The 18394-nt window shown below is 73.1% G+C and carries 14 protein-coding genes; 7 read left to right on the top strand and 7 right to left on the bottom strand.

Annotated elements, in window-relative coordinates; all coding sequences use genetic code 11:
• Positions 1-27: 27 nt before the first annotated feature.
• Positions 28-2136, top strand: coding sequence for a glycogen debranching protein GlgX (gene glgX, locus F8568_RS23985; RefSeq protein WP_151595933.1), 2109 nt, complete (start codon positions 28-30; stop codon positions 2134-2136).
• A 43-nt stretch (positions 2137-2179) separates the two neighbouring features.
• On the opposite strand, the gene F8568_RS23980 is transcribed toward glgX, so the two are convergent.
• Entirely contained in the window at positions 2180-2578 is a 399-nt protein-coding gene (locus F8568_RS23980) for a hypothetical protein (protein ID WP_151595932.1), read from the bottom strand.
• 155 nt (positions 2579-2733) lie between these two features.
• On the opposite strand from F8568_RS23980, the gene F8568_RS23975 reads away from it, so the two are divergent.
• Positions 2734-3456, top strand: coding sequence for a pyrimidine reductase family protein (locus F8568_RS23975; RefSeq protein WP_151595931.1), 723 nt, complete (start codon positions 2734-2736; stop codon positions 3454-3456).
• Here the strand turns inward: F8568_RS23975 and F8568_RS23970 are convergent.
• Entirely contained in the window at positions 3438-4139 is a 702-nt protein-coding gene (locus F8568_RS23970) for a dihydrofolate reductase family protein (RefSeq protein WP_151595930.1), read from the bottom strand. The genes F8568_RS23975 and F8568_RS23970 overlap by 19 nt on opposite strands.
• Before the next feature lie 63 nt (positions 4140-4202).
• Between F8568_RS23970 and F8568_RS23965 the strand changes: the two genes are divergently transcribed.
• Positions 4203-5294 (top strand): ATP-dependent DNA ligase, encoded by a 1092-nt coding sequence (locus F8568_RS23965; RefSeq protein ID WP_151595929.1) that lies wholly within the window; start codon positions 4203-4205, stop codon positions 5292-5294.
• A 24-nt stretch (positions 5295-5318) separates the two neighbouring features.
• Here F8568_RS23965 and F8568_RS23960 read toward each other — a convergent pair whose 3' ends face one another.
• Positions 5319-6995 carry an alkaline phosphatase D family protein gene (locus tag F8568_RS23960; RefSeq protein ID WP_151595928.1) on the bottom strand — a complete coding sequence of 559 codons (1677 nt, stop codon included), beginning with the start codon at positions 6993-6995 and terminating at the stop codon, positions 5319-5321.
• Positions 6996-7205: 210 nt separating this feature from the next.
• Here F8568_RS23960 and F8568_RS23955 point away from each other — a divergent pair, with 210 nt between their 5' ends.
• On the top strand, positions 7206-9599 hold the full coding sequence (locus F8568_RS23955; RefSeq protein ID WP_151595927.1) for a HelD family protein: 2394 nt from the start codon (positions 7206-7208) through the stop codon (positions 9597-9599).
• A gap of 111 nt (positions 9600-9710) precedes the next feature.
• Here the strand turns inward: F8568_RS23955 and F8568_RS23950 are convergent, their stop codons facing one another.
• The gene (locus F8568_RS23950; RefSeq protein WP_151595926.1) at positions 9711-10007 is read right to left on the bottom strand and encodes a hypothetical protein; all 297 of its coding nucleotides are present in this window, start codon (positions 10005-10007) and stop codon (positions 9711-9713) included.
• 75 nt (positions 10008-10082) lie between these two features.
• On the opposite strand from F8568_RS23950, the gene F8568_RS23945 reads away from it, so the two are divergent.
• From F8568_RS23945 to F8568_RS23935, 3 genes are all read left to right on the top strand, one after another.
• Positions 10083-10325: a GntR family transcriptional regulator gene (locus F8568_RS23945; protein WP_151595925.1), complete on the top strand. Its 243-nt coding sequence runs from the start codon at positions 10083-10085 to the stop codon at positions 10323-10325.
• 249 nt (positions 10326-10574) lie between these two features.
• Positions 10575-12257: a 2-isopropylmalate synthase gene (gene leuA / locus F8568_RS23940; RefSeq protein WP_151596027.1), complete on the top strand. Its 1683-nt coding sequence runs from the start codon at positions 10575-10577 to the stop codon at positions 12255-12257.
• Between the two features lie 27 nt (positions 12258-12284).
• Positions 12285-14366, top strand: a complete 2082-nt coding sequence (locus tag F8568_RS23935) for a Xaa-Pro dipeptidyl-peptidase (protein WP_328600996.1) — start codon at positions 12285-12287, stop codon at positions 14364-14366.
• A gap of 78 nt (positions 14367-14444) precedes the next feature.
• On the opposite strand, the gene F8568_RS23930 is transcribed toward F8568_RS23935, so the two are convergent.
• The 3 genes from F8568_RS23930 to F8568_RS23920 form a co-directional block, all read right to left on the bottom strand.
• The gene (locus tag F8568_RS23930) at positions 14445-16370 is read right to left on the bottom strand and encodes a sensor histidine kinase (protein ID WP_151595923.1); all 1926 of its coding nucleotides are present in this window, start codon (positions 16368-16370) and stop codon (positions 14445-14447) included.
• A 43-nt stretch (positions 16371-16413) separates the two neighbouring features.
• Complete coding sequence (locus F8568_RS23925; protein WP_151595922.1) at positions 16414-17196, bottom strand: MBL fold metallo-hydrolase; 783 nt, start codon at positions 17194-17196, stop codon at positions 16414-16416.
• 72 nt (positions 17197-17268) lie between these two features.
• Positions 17269-18354 carry a DNA polymerase domain-containing protein gene (locus F8568_RS23920; RefSeq protein WP_151595921.1) on the bottom strand — a complete coding sequence of 362 codons (1086 nt, stop codon included), beginning with the start codon at positions 18352-18354 and terminating at the stop codon, positions 17269-17271.
• Between the last annotated feature and the right edge of the window lie 40 nt (positions 18355-18394).

Genomic DNA, 18394 nt, shown 5'->3' with positions numbered 1-18394 from the left:
CACCGGTCGGTCGACGAGAGGGAGCACATGCCTGAGGTCTGGCCCGGGGATCCGTACCCGCTGGGCGCCACCTGGGACGGCACCGGCACGAACTTCGCGCTGTTCTCGGAGGTGGCCCGGCGGGTCGAGCTGTGCCTGTTCGACGCCGACGGGACCGAGACCCGCCGCGAGCTGCCCGAGGTGGACGGGTTCGTCTGGCACGGGTACCTGCCCGGCGTCGGTCCCGGGCAGCGCTACGGCTACCGGGTGCACGGGCCGTTCAGCCCGCGCGACGGGCACCGCTGCAACCCCGCGAAGCTGCTGCTCGACCCGTACGGCAAGGCCGTGGAGGGCGGCGTCCGCTGGCACGAGTCGCTGTTCTCCTACCGGTTCGACGCCCCGGACGCGCTCAACGAGCCGGACGCGCTGAACGAGGACGACAGCGCCCCGTACATGCCGAAGAACGTCGTGGTGAACCCGTTCTTCGACTGGGGCGACGACCGGGCGCCGCGCGTTCCTTACCACGAGAGCGTGATCTACGAGGCGCACGTCAAGGGGCTGACGAAGCTGCACCCGGGCATCCCGGAGGAGCAGCGCGGCACCTACGCGGGCCTCGGGCACCCGGTGATGGTCGACCATCTGGTCGACCTCGGCGTGACGGCCGTCGAGCTGATGCCGGTCCACCAGTCGATCCCCGAGCACGCGCTCGTGGCGCGCGGCCTGGACAACTACTGGGGCTACAACACGATCGGGTTCTTCGCCCCGCACAACGCCTACAGCGCGTCCGGGCAGGCCGGCGAGCAGGTGCTGGAGTTCAAGGCGATGGTCCGCGCCCTGCACGAGGCGGGCATCGAGGTCATCCTGGACGTCGTCTACAACCACACCGCCGAGGGCGACCACCTCGGGCCGACGCTGTCGTTCCGCGGCATCGACAACGCGTCCTACTACCGGCTCCGCGACGACGACAAGCGCTACCACCTCGACTACACCGGCTGCGGCAACTCCCTCAACGTCCGCAACCCGCACGCGCTGCAGCTCATCATGGACTCGCTGCGCTACTGGATCCTGGAGATGCACGTCGACGGGTTCCGGTTCGACCTCGCCTCGGCGCTGGCCCGCGAGCTGCACGACGTCGACCGGCTCGCCGCGTTCTTCGACCTCGTCCAGCAGGACCCGGTCGTCTCGCAGGTCAAGCTGATCGCCGAGCCGTGGGACGTCGGCGAGGGCGGCTACCAGGTCGGCAACTTCCCGCCGCTGTGGACGGAGTGGAACGGCAAGTACCGCGACACCGTCCGCGACTTCTGGCGCGGCTCGTACGCGACGATGCCGGAGTTCGCGTCCCGGCTGACCGGCTCGTCGGACCTGTACGAGCACAGCGCGCGCCGCCCGTTCGCGTCCATCAACTTCGTCACGTGCCACGACGGTTTCACGCTGGCCGACCTGGTCTCCTATGACCACAAGCACAACGAGGCCAACGGCGAGTCCAACCGCGACGGCACCGACGACAACCGGTCGTGGAACTGCGGGCACGAGGGCCCGACCCGCGACCAGGGCGTCCTCGACCTGCGGGCCCGCCAGCGTCGCAACTACCTCGCGACGCTGTTCCTGTCGCAGGGCGTCCCGATGCTGCTGCACGGCGACGAGCTGGGCCGCACCCAGCGCGGCAACAACAACGCCTACTGCCAGGACAACGAACTCGCCTGGGTGCACTGGGACGAGCCCGGCGACATGGAGTTCATCCGGATCCTGGCGCGCCTGCGCCACGACCATCCGGTGTTCCGGCGCCGCCGCTTCTTCACCGGCACCGGGACGGGCGCCGCCGCCGACATCGCCTGGCTGACGCCCGCCGGCGAGAGCATGACGGACGAGGACTGGAACGTCGGGTTCGCCAAGTCGCTCGGCGTGTTCCTCAACGGCGACGCCATCACCGAGCCCGACCAGCGCGGCCGCCGCGTCCGCGACGACTCGTTCCTGCTGCTGGTCAACGCCGGATCGGACGCCGTCGAGTTCGCCCTGCCCGGCGCCGAGTACGGCGAGCGCTGGGAGTGCGTCCTCGACACCGCCGATCCGGCCGCCGTGGGCGAGCGCCCGCGCGTCAAGGCCCGCGACGAGGTCGCCGTCCCCGCCCGCTCCCTCACCGTCCTGAAGCGCGGCTGACCCGGGGCCGGCCCGGGGCGGGGTCAGGTGCGGTCCGGCTGTCTCATGTTCGGCTCACCTCCATGGCGGTGAGGAAGACCAGGACGAACGTCGCGACGGCGATCACGCCGTGGAAGGCGACGGCGGCGGCCGGGAACGTCTGGTCGCGGCCGCGGGCGTGCCGGCCTCCCCCGACGAGCCAGCGCGTCAGCAGCATGAACCCCTGCAGGATGACGACCAGCAGCGCGGCGAACGCGACCCAGGCGAACGCGGCGCGCCCGGTCTCCAGGTAGCCGATCCAGACGCAGAGGCCGGCGGCGGCGGCCAGCGGATGCCCGGTCACCACCAGCACCGGGAACCGGGTCACTTTCGTGCCCCGCCCCCCGCTCGTCAGCCATTTGACCAACAGGTGGCCGCCGGCCGTGGCGGCGAGGACCCACGCGGCGAGTGCGGCGAACTCCACCTCCCGCTCCTTTCGGTGCAGTTCTGCGGTCCGTCCCCGCCCCAAGTGTCGCGTGCCGACCGCCGCGCCATGACGGATTCGTGCATATTGCCGTACGCTGAGTAAGCGGAACGGTCAGGTCGCCCTTGCCCGCGGTGCAGTAACTTGTGACTTCTATGCGCACCCTGACGCCCTCCTCCGACCCCGTCGACCTCGCCGAGCGCTACGCCTACCCGCCGGGCGGGGGGACGTGGCTGCGCGCGAACATGGTCGCCGGCCTCGACGGGGCGGCGCAGCGCGACGAGCGCAGCGGCGGCCTCGGCAACCCCGCCGACCAGGAGCTGTTCCTGCTGCTGCGGGGGCTCGCCGACGCGGTGATCGTCGGCGCGCGGACCGTCCGCGCCGAGGGGTACGGGCCGGTCAAGCCGCGCGAGAGCTGGGGCGCGGTGCGCGACGGCCGGCCGCCGGTGCCGCCGCTCGCGGTCGTCTCCCGCACCCTCGACCTGGACTTCGACGCGCCGCTGTTCACCGAGGCCGCCGTCCCGACGATCGTGCTGACCACCGCGACCGCCGACCCGGCGCGGCTGCGCCTGGCGAAGGAGCGCGCGGACGTCATCGTCGCGGGCGAGGGCGCGCTCGACTTCGCCGTAGCCGTCCGGAAGCTGGCGGCGCGCGGCTTCCGGCGGCTGCTGTGCGAGGGCGGCCCCGGGGTGCTGGCGCAGATCACGGCGGCCGGGCTGCTGGACGAGCTGTGCCTGACGCTGAGCCCGATGCTGCTCGCCGGGCACCCGGCGCGGATCCTGAACGGCCCGCCGCTTCCCGTCCCCGCGGAGTTCCGCCTCGGGCACGCGCTGGAGGAGGACGGCTTCCTGTTCCTGCGCTACACGCGCAGCCGGTAACGGACGAACAGGACGCCCTCGTCCAGGTAGACGGCCGCGGGCTCGACGGGCACCTCGGCGTCCAGGACACCGAGCAGCCGGGTGTGGCGCGGGCTGCCGAGAAGCGCGGGCGCGATGTTGAGGCACAGCTCGTCCACCAGCGACGCCCGGATGAGCGCGGTGGCCAGTGCTGGACCGCCCTCGCAGAGCAGGTGCTCGTGGCCGAGGTCCTCGCGCAGGATTCGCAGCGCTTCGGGGAGGTCGACGTCGTCGTCTCCGGCCGTGACCACCTTGATCCCCGGCGGGACGGCGTCCCGCGCGCGCTCCGTCGTCACCACGATCGTCGGTGTCTCCGCTTCGGTGAACAGCGGGAGCGTCCAGTCGAGGTCGAGGGAGCGGCTCACCACGGCGATGGGCGCGGGCGGGCCGCCCCGGCGCGCGCGCAGGTCCGGCCGTAGGCGGGCGGGACCGAGGCGCCCGGTGCGGGCCGTCGCGGCGCCCACGAGGATCGCTCCGGCGAGCGCCCGGAGCGTCCGGAACACCCGGAAGTCGGCGGCGCCGCCGAGGCCGTCGGTCCAGCCCTCGGCGTCGGTGACCGACCCGTCGGCGCTCATCACCATGCCGAGCCGCAGTCCCGGCGCGTCGCCGTACGCATCGTACGGATCGACGTCCTCATCGGTGGGCCCGGGCAGCAGGCGGCGCATGACCTGGAGGTTATCGGCCTCCGGTGCGCCGTTTTGTCGGTGGCAGGGCGCAAGATGGTGGGCATGGACCTGCCGATCAGCCCGCCGCTGCCGCCGATGCTGGCCAAGGCCGTCAAGACCATGCCCCAGGGCGACCTGCTCTACGAGCCGAAGTGGGACGGCTTCCGCTGCATCGTGTTCCGCGACGGCGACGAGGTGGAGCTGTCCAGCCGCGGCGAGAAGCCGCTGACCCGGTACTTCCCCGAGGTCGTCGAGGCGGTGAAGCGGGAGCTGCCCGAGCGGTGCGTGGTGGACGGCGAGATCGTCCTGCCGCGCGGCACCCGGCTCGACTTCGACACCCTGCAGCAGCGCATCCATCCGGCCGCGTCGCGGATCACGCTGCTGTCGCAGCAGACGCCCGCCTCGTTCGTCGCCTTCGACCTGCTGGCGCTCGGCGACGAGTCGCTGCTGGAGACGCCGCTCGGCGAGCGCCGCCGGCGGCTGGTGGAGACGCTGGCCGGGGTGAAGGCGCCGATCCACGTGACGCCCGCGTCCGACTCCTACGAGCTGGCGCTGCGCTGGTTCGACGAGTTCGAGGGCGCCGGCCTGGACGGGGTGGTCGCCAAGCCGCGCGACACCGAGTACCAGCCCGACAAGCGGGTGCTGTTCAAGGTCAAGCACGAGCGCACGTGCGACTGCGTGGTGGCGGGGTTCCGCTGGCACAAGTCCGGGCCGATCGTCGGGTCGCTGCTGCTCGGCCTGTACAACGCCGAGGGCAACCTGCAGCACGTGGGCGTGGCGGCGTCGTTCTCCATGAAGCGCCGCGCCGAGCTGGTCGAGGAGCTAGAGCCGTACCGGATGGAGGACCTGTCCGGGCATCCGTGGGCGGAGTGGGCGCGGCAGTCCGAGGCGACCGCCGACCGCATGCCCGGCGCCGTCTCACGCTGGACGGGCAAGAAGGACCTGAGCTGGGTAGCGGTGCGCCCCGAGCTGGTCGTCGAGGTGGCGTACGAGGCGATGGAGGGCAACCGGTTCCGGCACACCGCCCGGTTCCGCAACTGGCGCCCCGACCGGACGCCGAAGTCCTGCACCTACGAGCAGCTCGAAATGCCGGTTGCCTACGACCTGGACGATATCTTCAACGGCCCGGCGACCAGCCCCCGCGCCGACCGGTGAGCCGGCGCGGGAGCCGGGCCCGGGTCAGGGCTGGGTCTCGTTGCGGATGGTCTGGTCGATGATGGTCTGGTCCGACTCGGCGGCCAGCTTCGTGGCGGCGTAGGGGCGCAGGTAGGTCTGCTTGACGCCGGGGACGCGGTCCTCGATGACGAAGGTCGCCTTGGTCGACACCGGGGAGCCCGGCGTCCGGACGGACGCGACCGTCTTGAAGTCGGCCTTCATCTCCTCCTTGCCGATCTTCGTCAGCACGTACCCGCGCTGGTTGTTGTAGAACTTCAGGTGCGGGTTGATCGCCAGGTAGGGGTGGCTCGCGGGGTCGGAGTCGGCGCCGTCGCCGGTGGTGCTGATCGACGAGCAGACGAGCTCGGCGCCGACCGTCGCCGAGTCCGGGTCGTCGTAGTTCGTCTTGAGGTCGCTCGCCCAGTGGGCGTGGACGTCGCCGGTGAGCACGACGGGGTTGCGGACGCCGGCGTCCACCCAGCCCTTGGTGATGCGGTCGCGGGAGGCGACGTAGCCGTCCCAGGCGTCCATCGAGGTCTTCTTGACGGGCCCGGCGGTGTTGTCGCGCTGGGCGAAGAAGACCTGCTGGCCGATGACGTCCCACCGGGCGTCCGACCTGCGGAACCCGTCGATCAGCCACTTCTCCTGCGCGTCGCCGGTGATGCTGCGCTTGGGGTCGGTGGCCTCGGGGCAGTCCTTGTAGCCGTCGCCGCAGCCCTGGTCGTCGCGGAACTGGCGGGTGTCGAGCATGTGGAAGTTGGCGAGCTTGCCCCACCGGACCCGCCGGTAGATCTGGATGTCGGGGCCGTGCGGGATCGACGAGCGGCGCAGCGGCATGTTCTCGTAGTAGGCCTGGAACGCGGCGGCGCGGCGGGCGCGGAACTCCTCGTAGGTCGGGGTGTCGGAGCCGGACTCGGGGATGTAGCCGGCCCAGTTGTTCTCGACCTCGTGGTCGTCGAAGACGACGAGCCACGGCGCGGCGGCGTGCGCGGCCTGCAGGTCGGTGTCGGACTTGTACTGGGCGTGCCGCAGCCGGTAGTTCGCCAGCGTGACGGTCTCGGGGCCGTCGGCGTCGCGGACGTTGCCGCCGGGCGCGACGTACACGCCCTTCTTGTACTCGTACTGGTAGTCGCCGAGGTGCAGGACCAGGTCGGGGTGCTCCTCGGCGAGGCGCCGGTAGGAGGTGAAGTAGCCGTGCTCGTACTGGGCGCACGAGACGAAGGCCATGGTCAGGGCGGGGCCGAACGAGTCGGTGCGGGGGGCGGTGAGGGCGCGGCCGACCGGTGAGACGTGGCTGCCGGCGCGGAAGCGGTACCAGTAGTCGCGTCCGTGGCGCAGGCCCTTGAGCTCGACGTGCACGGAGTGCGCCGCCTCGGGGCGGGCGGTGGCGGTGCCGCGCCGCTCGATCCGCTTGAACCGCTCGTCGGTGGCGACCTCCCACCTCAGCTCGACGGGCTTGGACGGCATGCCGCCGAGGCCGTCCTCGGCGTGCGGGTCGAGGGCGAGCCGCGTCCACAGGACGAAACCGTCGGGGGCGGGGTCGCCGGACGCGACGCCGAGGGTGAAGGGGTCGCCGGGCGCGGCGGTGCGCAGCCGGGGGGCGGCGGCTTCGGCGATGCCGGGGACGGCGAGGGCGCCGGCCGTCAGGCCGCCGGCGACGAGGAATGATCTCCTGCTCAGGGGGCGTGCGAGTGCGGCCATGGGGGCGGTGACCTTTCGGAGGTTTCCGGGGTGATCGCCGGAAAGCCTCTTCGCGGCCGGTGGCCGCGAGGCACCGCGCAGGTGACGTGCACCGCAACAGAGATGATCTTTTGCGGTCGCGCACGCGTGCGCGGGGACGGGATGCTACGCTGGCGGCTTACGAATTGCGCACAAAAAACCGCATCCTATGAATAGGAGTGTAGCCGAAGCATGGGACATCGTCAAGCGGTACCTGTCAAGCCCGCCGACGCGGAGGCCGCCCGCCGGGCCGCCGTGCGCACCGAGCAGGAGTACGTGACGCGCCTGTACGAGCGGCTCGACGAGGAGCGCGCCAAGGCCGAGGCGGCGCTGCGGCAGGGTCCGGCCGCGGGCGGCGGCAGCGTGCTGCAGGCCAGGGTGGAGAGCGCCGTCGCCACCGAGGAGGCCGCGCGCCGGCTGGCCCGGCTCAGCGGCGTGGAGCACGGCCTGTGCTTCGGCCGCATCGACCACCGGGGCGGCGCCGACGGCCCCGGCGACACCTTCTACATCGGCCGGATCGGGCTGCGCGACGCCGAGCACGAGCCGATGCTGATCGACTGGCGCGCCGCGGCGGCCCGCCCGTTCTACACCGCGACGCCGGGCGCGCCCGGCACCCTCGCCCGCCGCCGCCACCTGCACCTGCGGCACCGCGAGGTCGTCCGGCTGGACGACGAGGTGTTCGACCTCGACGGGCTGGACGAGGCCGAGCGCCGCGGCATCGTCGGGGAGGCGGCGCTGCTGGCCACCCTGCGCCGCGGCCGGACGGGCCGGATGAGCGACGTCGTCGCGACCATCCAGGAGGAGCAGGACCAGGTCATCCGCTCGGGCCTGCAGGGCGTGCTCGTCGTGCAGGGCGGCCCCGGCACCGGCAAGACCGTCGCCGCGCTGCACCGCGCCGCCTACCTCCTCTACACCCACCGCGACGTGCTGGAACGCCGCGGGGTGCTGATCGTCGGCCCGAACGCGACGTTCCTGCGCTACATCGAGCAGGTGCTGCCCGGCCTCGGCGAGACCGACGTCGTCCTCGCCACGGTCGGCGAGCTGCACCCCGGGCTCAAGGCGACCGCGAAGGACGCCCCGGAGGTCGCCGTCCTCAAGGGCGACCTGCGCATGGCCGGCCTCGTGCGGGCGGCGGTCCACGACCGGCAGCGCGCGCCCTCCGGCGGCCTGCGGGTCGACACCGACGGCCTCACGCTCGTCGTCGACGCGGAGAAGTGCGAGCAGATCCGCGACCGCGCCCGCGCCCTGTACCTCCCCCACAACGTCCAGCGGCGCCGGTTCGTCCACGACATGCTGGAGGCCCTCGCCGTGAACCGGGCCGAGCAGTACGACCGCATCATGGACGAGCCGCTGGAGGAGCTCGCCGGCCCCGGCGGGTACCCGGCCTGGCTGCAGGAGCTCATCGACGAGTCCGAGGACGGGCCGCTCCTCGACGAGACGGACCTCCGCCTGGCCAAGGAGGCCCTCTGGCAGGAGCCGGTCGTCCGCGACGCCCTGGACGGCCTGTGGCCCGAGCTGACGCCGGAGCGCCTCCTCACCGACCTCTTCGCCTCCCCGGAGGCCCTCGCCCGCGTCGGCGCCCAGGCCGGCCTCCCCGACTGCGCCCTCCTGCACCGCCCGGCCGGCTCGCCGTGGACGGTGCAGGACGTCCCCCTGCTGGACGAGGCCGCCGAGCTGCTGGGCGTGGACGACTCCGCCGAGCGGGCCCGCCGGCGCGCCGCCGACGCGGCCCGCGCCGAGGAGGCGCGCTACGCCGCCGAGGTGATGGAGTCGACCGGCGGCACCAACATGATCCCCATCGGCGACCTGATCTCCGCGAGCGAGCTGGCGGAGCGGCACGGCGACGCCGGCCCGCCGCTCACCACCGCGCAGCGCGCGATGGCCGACCGCCAGTGGGCCTACGGCCACGTCATCGTGGACGAGGCGCAGGAGCTGTCGGAGATGGCCTGGCGGACGGTGATGCGCCGCGTCCCGACCCGCTCCCTCACCGTCGTCGGCGACATCGCGCAGACCGGCAGCGCGGCGGGCGCGGCGTCCTGGGGGCAGATGCTCGACCGCTACGTCCCGGGCCGGTGGCGCGAGCAGCGCCTCATGGTCAACTACCGCACCCCGGCCGCCATCATGCGGGTCGCGTCCCGCGTCCTCGCCGCCGTCGCCCCGAACCAGACGCCGCCCGAGCCCGTCCGCGACGACGGCCCGCCGCCCCGCGCCCTCGCACTGCCCGTCGCCGGCCTGCCCGGCCTCGTCGCGGCCGAGCTGGCCGGGTTCGGCGACGGCGGCGAGGGCCGCCTCGCAGTGATCACGTCGGCGGCCCGGCACGCGCCGGTCCGCGCCGTCCTGCCGGACGCCGCCGTCGGCGCCACGCCCGAGGCCCTCGACTCGCCCGCGGTCGTGCTGACCGCGGAGGAGGCCAAGGGCCTGGAGTTCGACTCGGTGATCGTCGTCGACCCGGCGGGCATCCTCGCCGAGTCGGCGAAGGGCGGCCAGGACCTCTACGTGGCCCTCACCCGCCCGACCCGCCGCCTGACGATCGTCCACGACGGTGAGCTGCCCCCGCTGCTCAGCGGGATCGTCGCAGCCGGGTGAGGGTCTGGGTGAGTTCGGTGGTGATGATGCGGCCGGCGGTTCGGGGGTCGCCGGCGCGGATCGCCTCCACGAGGGCGGCGCGTCCGACGCAACCGCTCGGCTGCCGCGGCATTAGATCGCGCCGAGCCTGCTCGCGATGACGACGGCGGCGTCGATGACACGGTCGGCTTCAGCGATCCATTCCCCCCAAGAGTGGGCGAACCAGAAGCGCCCGCCGTCGTCGGCGCGCGGGCGGCAGGTGATGGTGTCGGAGGGCTCCGGGTTGTCGTCGCAGCAGCCGTCCGCATACGGGTTGGACACCTGGAGTCCCTCGGCCTTCAGCCGAACATCGAGCCGGTAGGCGTCAAGGCGATGCATGAGAGCGCCGAGGGCCGCCTGCGCCCGGGCCGGCGGAATGTGAGTCGTCATGCCACGAACCCTAAGACAAGTTGTAAGTTGTTGTCAGTAGTTAGCCATTGTCGCAGGTCACCTACTGCGTGGATCATGACGGTTGACCTCGACGGCCCGGATCCGCTCTGGCAGCAGATCGCCGGGGTCCTGCGCGCCCGCATCGAGGACGGCACATACCCCGCTAATCGGCGCATTCCGAGCGAGGAAGCACTCTGCGACGAGTTCGACGTGTCCCGCCCGACCGTCCGTCGCGCCATCTCCACCCTGCGTGCCGAAGGGCTCCTGCGGGCTGTGCGCGGCCGTGGCACCTTCGTCACCCCGTCACCTGGCGAGTAGCCCGGGCGCCGGCGCTCGGCGCGATGGTCTACGATCTTGAGCTGATGTCGTGGCAGGGTCTTCTTCTCGGTCGCCGCGGCGGGGCCTGATTCGACCGGCACCCCGCCGCGGGGTCCGGCGCTGCCGGTCGTCCGGCTACCAGCGAGGACCACCGCCATGATCGAGCCCACTACCTTTCCCACATTGCGCACCCCGTCCGGCCCCGTGGCCGACGGCGCGCCCTTCTGGAACCCGCAGCGCGGCAGCGCCATGCCGTTCCACCGGTACCGGTCCGTGCACGACCGGGTCCCGTCGCCCGTGCCCGAGGTCGAGCGGACCTGGCCGTCGCGGCGCATCGAGCAGGCGCCGCTGTGGGTGCCGGTCGACCTGCGCGACGGCAACCAGGCGCTGGCCGAGCCGATGGACCCGGCCCGCAAGCGCCGCATGTTCGACCTCTTCGTGACCATGGGGTTCAAGGAGATCGAGGTCGGCTACCCGGCGGCGAGCCGGACCGACTTCGACTTCGTCCGGCACCTGGCGGCGTCCGGGATCCCGGACGACGTCACGCCCGTGGTGTTCACGCCCGCGCGCCGCGACCTGATCGAGCGGACGTTCGCGTCCATCGAGGGCATGCCGCGCGCGGTCGTCCACCTGTACACCGCGACCGGGCCCGCGTGGCGCGAGGTGGTGCTGCGGCAGGACCGGGACGGGGTCCGCGCGCTGATCCTGGACGGCGCGGCGGACGTCGCGCGGCTCGCCGGGGACCGGCCGGGCGTGCGGTTCGAGTTCTCGCCCGAGACGTTCAACTTCACCGAGCCGGAGTACGCGCTGGAGGTGTGCGACGCGGTCACCGGGCTGTGGGACGCCTGCGCCGACCGGCCGGTGATCCTGAACCTCCCGGCGACGGTCGAGATCGCCACGCCGAACGTGTACGCCGACCAGATCGAGTTCATGCACCGCAACGTCGCCCGGCGGGACGCGGTGATCCTGTCGGTGCATCCGCACAACGACCGCGGGACGGGCGTGGCGTGCGCGGAGCTGGCGGTGCTCGCGGGCGCGCAGCGGGTCGAGGGCTGCCTGTTCGGCAACGGCGAGCGGACCGGGAACGTCGACCTGGTCACGCTCGCGCTGAACCTGCACGCGCAGGGCGTGGACCCGCGGGTCGACTTCGCCGACATCGACGAGATCCGCCGCACGGTCGAGCACTGCAACCGGCTGCCCGTCCACGAGCGGCACCCGTACGGCGGCGACCTGGTGTACACCGCGTTCTCCGGCACCCACCAGGACGCGATCTCCAAGGGGATGGCGCACCACGCCGCGCGGGCCGCCGAGCTGGGCGTCCCGGCGGAGGAGGCGCCGTGGGAGGTGCCGTACCTGCCGATCGACCCGGCCGACGTGGGACGCGGCTACGAGGCGGTCATCCGGGTGAACAGCCAGTCCGGCAAGGGCGGCATCGCCTACCTGCTGCGCACCGGGTACGGGCTGGAGCTGCCGCGCCGCCTGCAGATCGAGTTCTCGCGGGTCGTTCAGGAGGCGACGGACGGCAGCGGCGAGGAGATCACCGCCGCCGAGCTGTGGGAGCTGTTTCGCGCCGAGTACGTCGACCGGGCGGGCCCGGTCGCGCTCACCGGGTGGCGGACGTCCCACACCGGGCCCGGCCGGCACGATTTCACCGGCGTGCTGCGGGTGGACGGCCGCGAGCAGGAGTACACCGGTTCGGGCAACGGCCCGCTGGCGGCGCTCGCCGACGCGCTCGCGGCCGCCGGCGTGAAGGTGGACGTGCTGCAGTACGTCGAGCACTCGACCGAATCGGGCCACGACTCCCCCGCGGTCGCCTATGCCGAGTGCCGGGTGGACGGCGTGACGTGCTGGGGCGCGGGGCGCGACACGTCCGTCCTCACCGCGTCCGTGCAAGCGGTGCTGGCCGCGGTGAACCGCGCGAAGGCCGGCTAGCGACGCCCCCGGGCACAAGGGCAATTCGTGCCCAAATCCGGCCGGAGTTCGTCGTGCGGTGCCCTTTACCCGGCACCGCACGGCGAGGACCCTGTGGCCCCGGCGGGATCATTCCGACGCCAGCGGGGGGGGGGGGGGGGCCGGCGCGCCCGGAGACGGGCCCGGCGGACAGCGACGCTTGTCGTGCTCACCGGAGCGGCGGTCGCGATCGCGGGCGGCGGCGCGACGGCCATGGCCCGGACCGTCCCCAAGATCGTGGTGAAGGACGGCGTGACCCAGCCGGTCTTCTCCTACAAGGACGCGATCCGCGAGCACGTGTACGTCCAGTCGAGCGTCGACGGCGACCGGGACGGCAAGCCGGACCGCATCAACGTCGACATCATCCGGCCCAAGGAGACCGAGCAGGGCCTCAAGGTGCCGGTCATCATGGACGAGAGCCCGTACTACGACAACCTCGGGCGCGGCAACGAGAGCGAGCGCAAGACCTACGACGCCGGCGGGAACCCGGTGAAGTTCCCGCTGTTCTACGACAACTACTTCGTCCCGCGCGGCTACGCGTTCCTCGCGGTGGACATGGACGGCACGACCCGCTCCGACGGCTGCCCGGTCAGCGGCGGCCCGACCGACGTGCTCGGCGGCAAGGCCGTCATCGACTGGCTGAACGGCCGCGCGAAGGCGTTCAGGGCGGACGGCACGCCGGTCGAGGCGACCTGGACGACGGGTCATACGGGCATGATCGGCAAGTCGTACGACGGGACGCTCGCCAACGGCGTCGCCGCGACCGGCGTGCAGGGCCTCGACACGATCGTCCCGATCTCCGCGATCAGCAGCTGGTACGACTACAGCCGCATGAACGGCGTGAAGTACTGGACGGACGAGCAGCCGGGCCTCGCCGACACCGTCGACACCGACCCGCCCGCCAAGTGCGCCGCCGTCAACGCCGGCCTCGACGAGGGCGAGGACGACGCGACGGGGAACTACAACGCGTACTGGAAGACGGCGAACTACCTGCGCGGGTCCGTCACGCACGTCGGCGCGGTGCACGCGAGCATCTTCGCGGTCCACGGCGTCAACGACCTGAACGTCAAGGACAACCAGTTCGCGCAGTGGTGGCAGGCGCTCGCGCAGCGCGGCATCACCCGGAAGGTGTGGCTGCACCAGCGCGGCCATGTCGACCCGTTCGACATCCGCCGCGACGACTGGGTGAACACGCTGCACAAGTGGTTCGACCACGAGCTGATGAAGGTCCCCAACGACGTGCTGAAGCAGCCGCGCGCGGACATCGAGGTCGGCCCGGACCAGTGGATCACGCAGCCGGACTGGCCCGCGAAGGACGCGCGGACCACGATCCTGCGTCCCCGCGCGGACGGCTCGCTCGGCGACCAGCGCGCGCCGGAGGGCGCGACCGCCTCGTTCACCGACGCCGCCGGCCCGCGCAACGCCGGCTACACCGAGGGCGACATGGTGTCGGACCCGACCGCCGCGAAGCCGTTCCGGCTCGCGTTCGTGTCGGGACCGCTGCGGCAGGCGGGCCGGCTGTCCGGGACCCCGGACGTGCGGCTGTCGGTGAAGCTGGACAAGCCGACCGCCAACGTGACCGCGCTGCTGGTCGACTACGGCACCGACACCCGCGTCGACTACCTCGGCGACGGCTCCGGCATCACGACGCTGGGCACCGAGGACTGCCACGGTGAGAGCACCCCGGCCGACGACGCCTGCTACAAGCGGACGAAGGTCTCCACGATCACCTCGGACGTGAACGTGGTCGGCCGCGGCTGGCTCGACGTGCAGAACGCCGCGTCGCTCAGCGACCCGAAGCCGGTCACGCCCGGGAGGTACTACAGCGTCCGCTGGCAGACGCTCAGCCAGGAGTACCTGCTCAAGAAGGGCCACCGCCTCGCGCTGGTCCTCGCCGGGACCGACGCCGACAACACCACCGAGACGCCGACCGGCGCCACGGTCACGGTGGACCTGTCGGCCGGCTCGATCCGGTTCCCGGTCGTCGCCGGGCAGGACGGGACGGGCGCGCTCGACGTCCCCGAGCCGAAGGCCGCCTGGACCGGGCCGTCGCACGTGACCCTGCCGCGGCAGGAGCGCACGCTGTACTGACGCCGCGCCGGAACCACCGAGGCCGCCGCCCCCGCTCACCGGGGACGGCGGCCTCACCGCGTCCGCCCGCCCGAGGCGTCAGCGCGTCGCGGTCTCGGCGGGGTGCTCCAGGTGGACCGGCGCCTCCACGGTCAGGGCGAAGCCGCCGCCGGTCCGCTCCGCCGTCAGCACGCCGCCCCGGGCCGCCACCCGCTCGGCCAGGCTGGGCAGCCCGATCCCGCCCGGCTCCGCGCGCTCCGCCGCCGGTGCGGCGGGCGGCCCGCCGACCCCGTCGTTGGTGAGCCGCAGCCGGGCGACGCCGTCGACGACGGCCGCCTCGATCGTGCAGCGGGTGGCGCGGCTGTGCCGCAGGATGTTCGTGACCCCCTCGCGCAGCACGGTGGCGAGGACGGTGTCCAGGTCCGCCGGCAGGTCCGGGACGTCCACCGCGTGCGCGACCTCGATGCCCACCGCGGCGAGCGTGGTGCGCGCCGCCCCGGCCTCCGCCGCGACGGACATGTCCCGGTAGCCGCTGGTCACGCCGGTCATGTCGGCGAGCGCCTGGCGGGACATGCCGACCGCCTCGACGAGCTGCCGGCGCGCCTCGTCCGGCCGGGACGCCGCCAGCCGGGCGGCCACCTCGTTCTTCACCACGACCGTGGACAGGCTGTATCCGAGCAGGTCGTGCAGGTCCCGGGAGAACCGCAGCCGCTCCTGCGCGACCGCGGCGGCGGCCATCTCCTCCCGCGCGTCCCGCAGCGCCCGGATGAACCCGGCCATCCGCGCGATGCCGTACACCAGGGCCGCGCGTTCGGCCGTCCAGACGACGAAGTAGACGGTGCCCCAGTGCGCGGTGCCCCAGATGCCGAACGGGACGTCCTGGCAGACCAGCACGGCGGCGGCCGGCCACCGCAGCCGCGGCCCGAGCAGCACCGCCGCCGCGCCCGGCAGGAACGGCAGGACGGCCCAGGTCGTCGGCCCGTAGAACGGCATCGGCGCGAACGTCAGGACGGCCAGCCCGGCGAGGATCCCGTACCGCCGCACCGCGCCGAGCGGGCGCCCGTACGCCCGCAGGCACCCGTACACGTACAGCACGGCGTACGCGGCGAGGAGCAGCACGAACAGCGCCGCCTGCCACGCGGCGCGGTCGCCGCGCGCCAGGAACCGCAGCGGATACGGGACGATCATCAGCGCGAGCGCCGCGGCGCCCAGCACCGCGACCCGGCGGGTGGTGAGGTCCCCGGCGACGGTCCGCGCCCGCGCCGGCTCGGCCGGTTCGTCCAGCCGGGCGAGGTACTCGTGGGCGACGCGGCGGGTCGTGGCGAGCGCGGTCCGCGCCCCGCGCACCCCGTCGTCCAGCAGGTCGCGCGCCTCGGCCGGACGCGCCCCGATCAGCGTGAGGGCGTGCTCGCCGCGCTCGATCGCGCCGGCCAGCGCGACGCCGATGTTCTCCTGCAGCCGCCGGGTGAACGCCAGCCGCTCCTGCGCGACCCGCGCGGCGGGCAGCACCTGGAGGGTGTCCTCCAGCGCGGCGACCAGGTCGGCCAGCCGCGCCATGCCGTAGACGGCGACGCCGACGAACGCGGCCTGCCCGATGAGGAAGTACAGGGCCTCGGCGACCGTGGGGCGTTCGGCCAGCGACAGCGGCAGGTCCGCGGCGAGCACCGCGCCGAACCCGGCCCAGGCGAGCCGTCCGGGGCGCACGAGCAGCAGCACCGCGCCGCACAGGAACCCGACGTTGCCGTACCAGGTCGACGAGTACCAGATCATCGGGACGAACGTCAGGACGGCCTGCGCGGCGAGGGTCCACGGCCACCCGGCGGGCCGCCCGCCGTCCAGCCGCCGCACGCAGTTGCGAAGGTGCAGCGCGAGCAGCGCGGCGAGCAGGACCAGCGGGACGGCGCGCCGGGAGGGCGCCGAGTCCGACGTCATGATCCCGACGAACCCGCCGAAGAAGAACCCGATCGTCACGATCGCGATGACGGCCTGCGCCACCCGCGGGACGACCGCCGCCACACGCTGCATGGCGGAAATCTACCCTTACCTCGGACTATGTCCAGATAGCCCGCTACAGCGTGACCGTCTGGCCCGGCTCGAGGAGATGGAACCCGCCGGAGAACGCGGCGAACGGCTCCGCCAGGGTGTCGCGGCCCTGCGAGAAGTGCGCCCAGCCCTCGAAGTGCAGCGGCACGACGTCCCGCGCGCCGAGGATCCCGGCGGCCTCGGCCGCCGCGGCGCTGCCGAGCGTCAGGTCGCCGTCCAGCAGCGGCGTCCGGGCGGCCCCGGCGAACAGCAGCGCCACGTCGAACGGCCCGAGCCGGCCGGCGATCTCCCGCACCACGTCCAGCGAGGCGTTGTCGCCGCTCACGTAGGTGGCGGGCAGCCCGTCGCCGGTCAGCACGAACCCCGTGACGGGCCCGGTCAGGTGCTCGGTGCCGTCCGGGCCGTGCTGCGCCGGCACGCCGGTGATCCGCAGCGCGCCCCCGCCGGGACGGGGCAGTTCGACGTGCTCCCAGTTCGGCAGCGCCCGGACGGTCCCGCCGAGCCGCCCGGCCGCCGCCTCCGTGGACAGGGTCAGCGGCGCCCGCTCCACGTAGGCGCGGCCGCCGTCGTCGAGGTTGTCGGGGTGCTGGTCGTGCGAGAGCAGCACCGCGTCGACCGGGCCGATCTCGTCCGGCGCGGCGACCGCGCCCATCGTCTTGGTCAGCGCCCGGTCGCCGACCGGGTGCTCGCCGGGCGCGTCGAACGTCGGGTCGGCCAGCAGCCGCACACCGCCGATCTCCAGCAGCGCCGTCGGCCCGCCGAGGTAGCGGACGGTCAACACGGATCCCGCCGGGGTGTGCTCGGGCATGGGGGCCGCCTTCCGGGTCGTCGCAACGATGTCGATCAAGAAAGTCACCGGCGGCGCCGGAAATTCCCCGGGTCAGGACGGCTTGCCGGTGTCCTTGCTGGGCTGCACCCGCTTGGGCTCGCCCGGCATCTTCGGGTAGTTGGGCGGATACGGCATGTCACCGAGGCCGTGGTCGCGCTCGTCGCGGTCGGCCAGCTCCAGCAGCCCGTCCAGGGTGAACACCTCGTCGTCGATCGCCGCGTGCAGGTCGCCGACCTCGGCGAACCGCTGGGGCATGGTCGCGATCGTGAAGTCGCGCGGATCGGCGTCGGCCAGCTCGTCCCAGGTCACCGGCGCCGAGACGGGCGCGTGCGGGGCCGGCCGGACGCTGTAGGCCGACGCGATCGTCCGGTCGCGGGCGTTCTGATTGAAGTCGATGAAGATCTGCTCGCCCCGCTCCTCCTTCCACCACCGCGTGGTGACCTCCTTGGGGACGCGGCGCTCCACCTCGCGGCCGAACGCCAGCGCCGCCCGGCGCACCTCGGTGAACGTCCAGCGCGGCTCGATCCGCACGTAGATGTGCACGCCGCCCTTGCCGGAGGTCTTCACGAACCCCGTCATGCCGAGCTCCGACAGCAGGTCGCGGGCCGGGCCGAGCGCGACCCGGACGGCGTCGGAGAAGTCGGTCCCCGGCTGCGGGTCGAGGTCGATGCGCAGCTCGTCGGGATGGTCGACGTCGCCGTCCCGGACGGGCCACGGGTGGAACGTCAGCGTGCCGAGGTTCGCGGCCCAGGCGATCACCGCGACCTCGGTCGGGCGGACCTCGTCGGCGAACCGGCCGCTGGGGAACGCGATCCGCGACGTCTCGACCCAGTCGGGCGCGCCCTTGGGGATGCGCTTCTGGTAGAACGCGTCGGACTTGCCGGCGCCGAAACCCGCCTGGCCGCGCGCGTAGTCCTCGCGCGTGGCCATCTTGGCGCCCTCGAAGACGCCGGCCGGCCACCGCTCCAGGGTGGTGGGCCGGTCGCGGGTGGCCCGCAGGATGCCCTCCCCCACGGCGATGTAGTACTCCACGAGCTGCCGCTTGGTGTACCCGTGCTCGGGGAAGTAGACCTTGTCGGGATTGGTCACCTTGACGAGCCGATCCCCTACCGGGATCTCGATGAAGGGCGAGGCCATAACGGCACGTTAACCCACGGTCACGACAGTCTCAGGGCGC

Source organism: Actinomadura physcomitrii (assembly GCF_008923205.2).
Lineage (GTDB): Bacteria > Actinomycetota > Actinomycetes > Streptosporangiales > Streptosporangiaceae > Spirillospora > Spirillospora physcomitrii.
Note: the sequence above shows the minus strand (reverse complement) of the source record. Positions and strands in the feature narration are given on the sequence as shown.

What these genes read in the sequence shown, in the direction of transcription:
- F8568_RS23955 (WP_151595927.1), top strand. Translation starts at nt 7,206, where the DNA reads ATGGGACATCGTCAAGCGGTACCTGTCAAGCCCGCCGACGCGGAGGCC.
- F8568_RS23970 (WP_151595930.1), bottom strand. Translation starts at nt 4,139, where the DNA reads ATGCGCCGCCTGCTGCCCGGGCCCACCGATGAGGACGTCGATCCGTAC.
- F8568_RS23945 (WP_151595925.1), top strand. Translation starts at nt 10,083, where the DNA reads ATGACGGTTGACCTCGACGGCCCGGATCCGCTCTGGCAGCAGATCGCC.
- F8568_RS23960 (WP_151595928.1), bottom strand. Translation starts at nt 6,995, where the DNA reads ATGGCCGCACTCGCACGCCCCCTGAGCAGGAGATCATTCCTCGTCGCC.
- F8568_RS23920 (WP_151595921.1), bottom strand. Translation starts at nt 18,354, where the DNA reads ATGGCCTCGCCCTTCATCGAGATCCCGGTAGGGGATCGGCTCGTCAAG.
- F8568_RS23925 (WP_151595922.1), bottom strand. Translation starts at nt 17,196, where the DNA reads ATGCCCGAGCACACCCCGGCGGGATCCGTGTTGACCGTCCGCTACCTC.
- leuA (WP_151596027.1), top strand. Translation starts at nt 10,575, where the DNA reads ATGCCGTTCCACCGGTACCGGTCCGTGCACGACCGGGTCCCGTCGCCC.
- F8568_RS23965 (WP_151595929.1), top strand. Translation starts at nt 4,203, where the DNA reads ATGGACCTGCCGATCAGCCCGCCGCTGCCGCCGATGCTGGCCAAGGCC.
- F8568_RS23975 (WP_151595931.1), top strand. Translation starts at nt 2,734, where the DNA reads ATGCGCACCCTGACGCCCTCCTCCGACCCCGTCGACCTCGCCGAGCGC.
- F8568_RS23930 (WP_151595923.1), bottom strand. Translation starts at nt 16,370, where the DNA reads ATGCAGCGTGTGGCGGCGGTCGTCCCGCGGGTGGCGCAGGCCGTCATC.
- F8568_RS23950 (WP_151595926.1), bottom strand. Translation starts at nt 10,007, where the DNA reads ATGACGACTCACATTCCGCCGGCCCGGGCGCAGGCGGCCCTCGGCGCT.
- glgX (WP_151595933.1), top strand. Translation starts at nt 28, where the DNA reads ATGCCTGAGGTCTGGCCCGGGGATCCGTACCCGCTGGGCGCCACCTGG.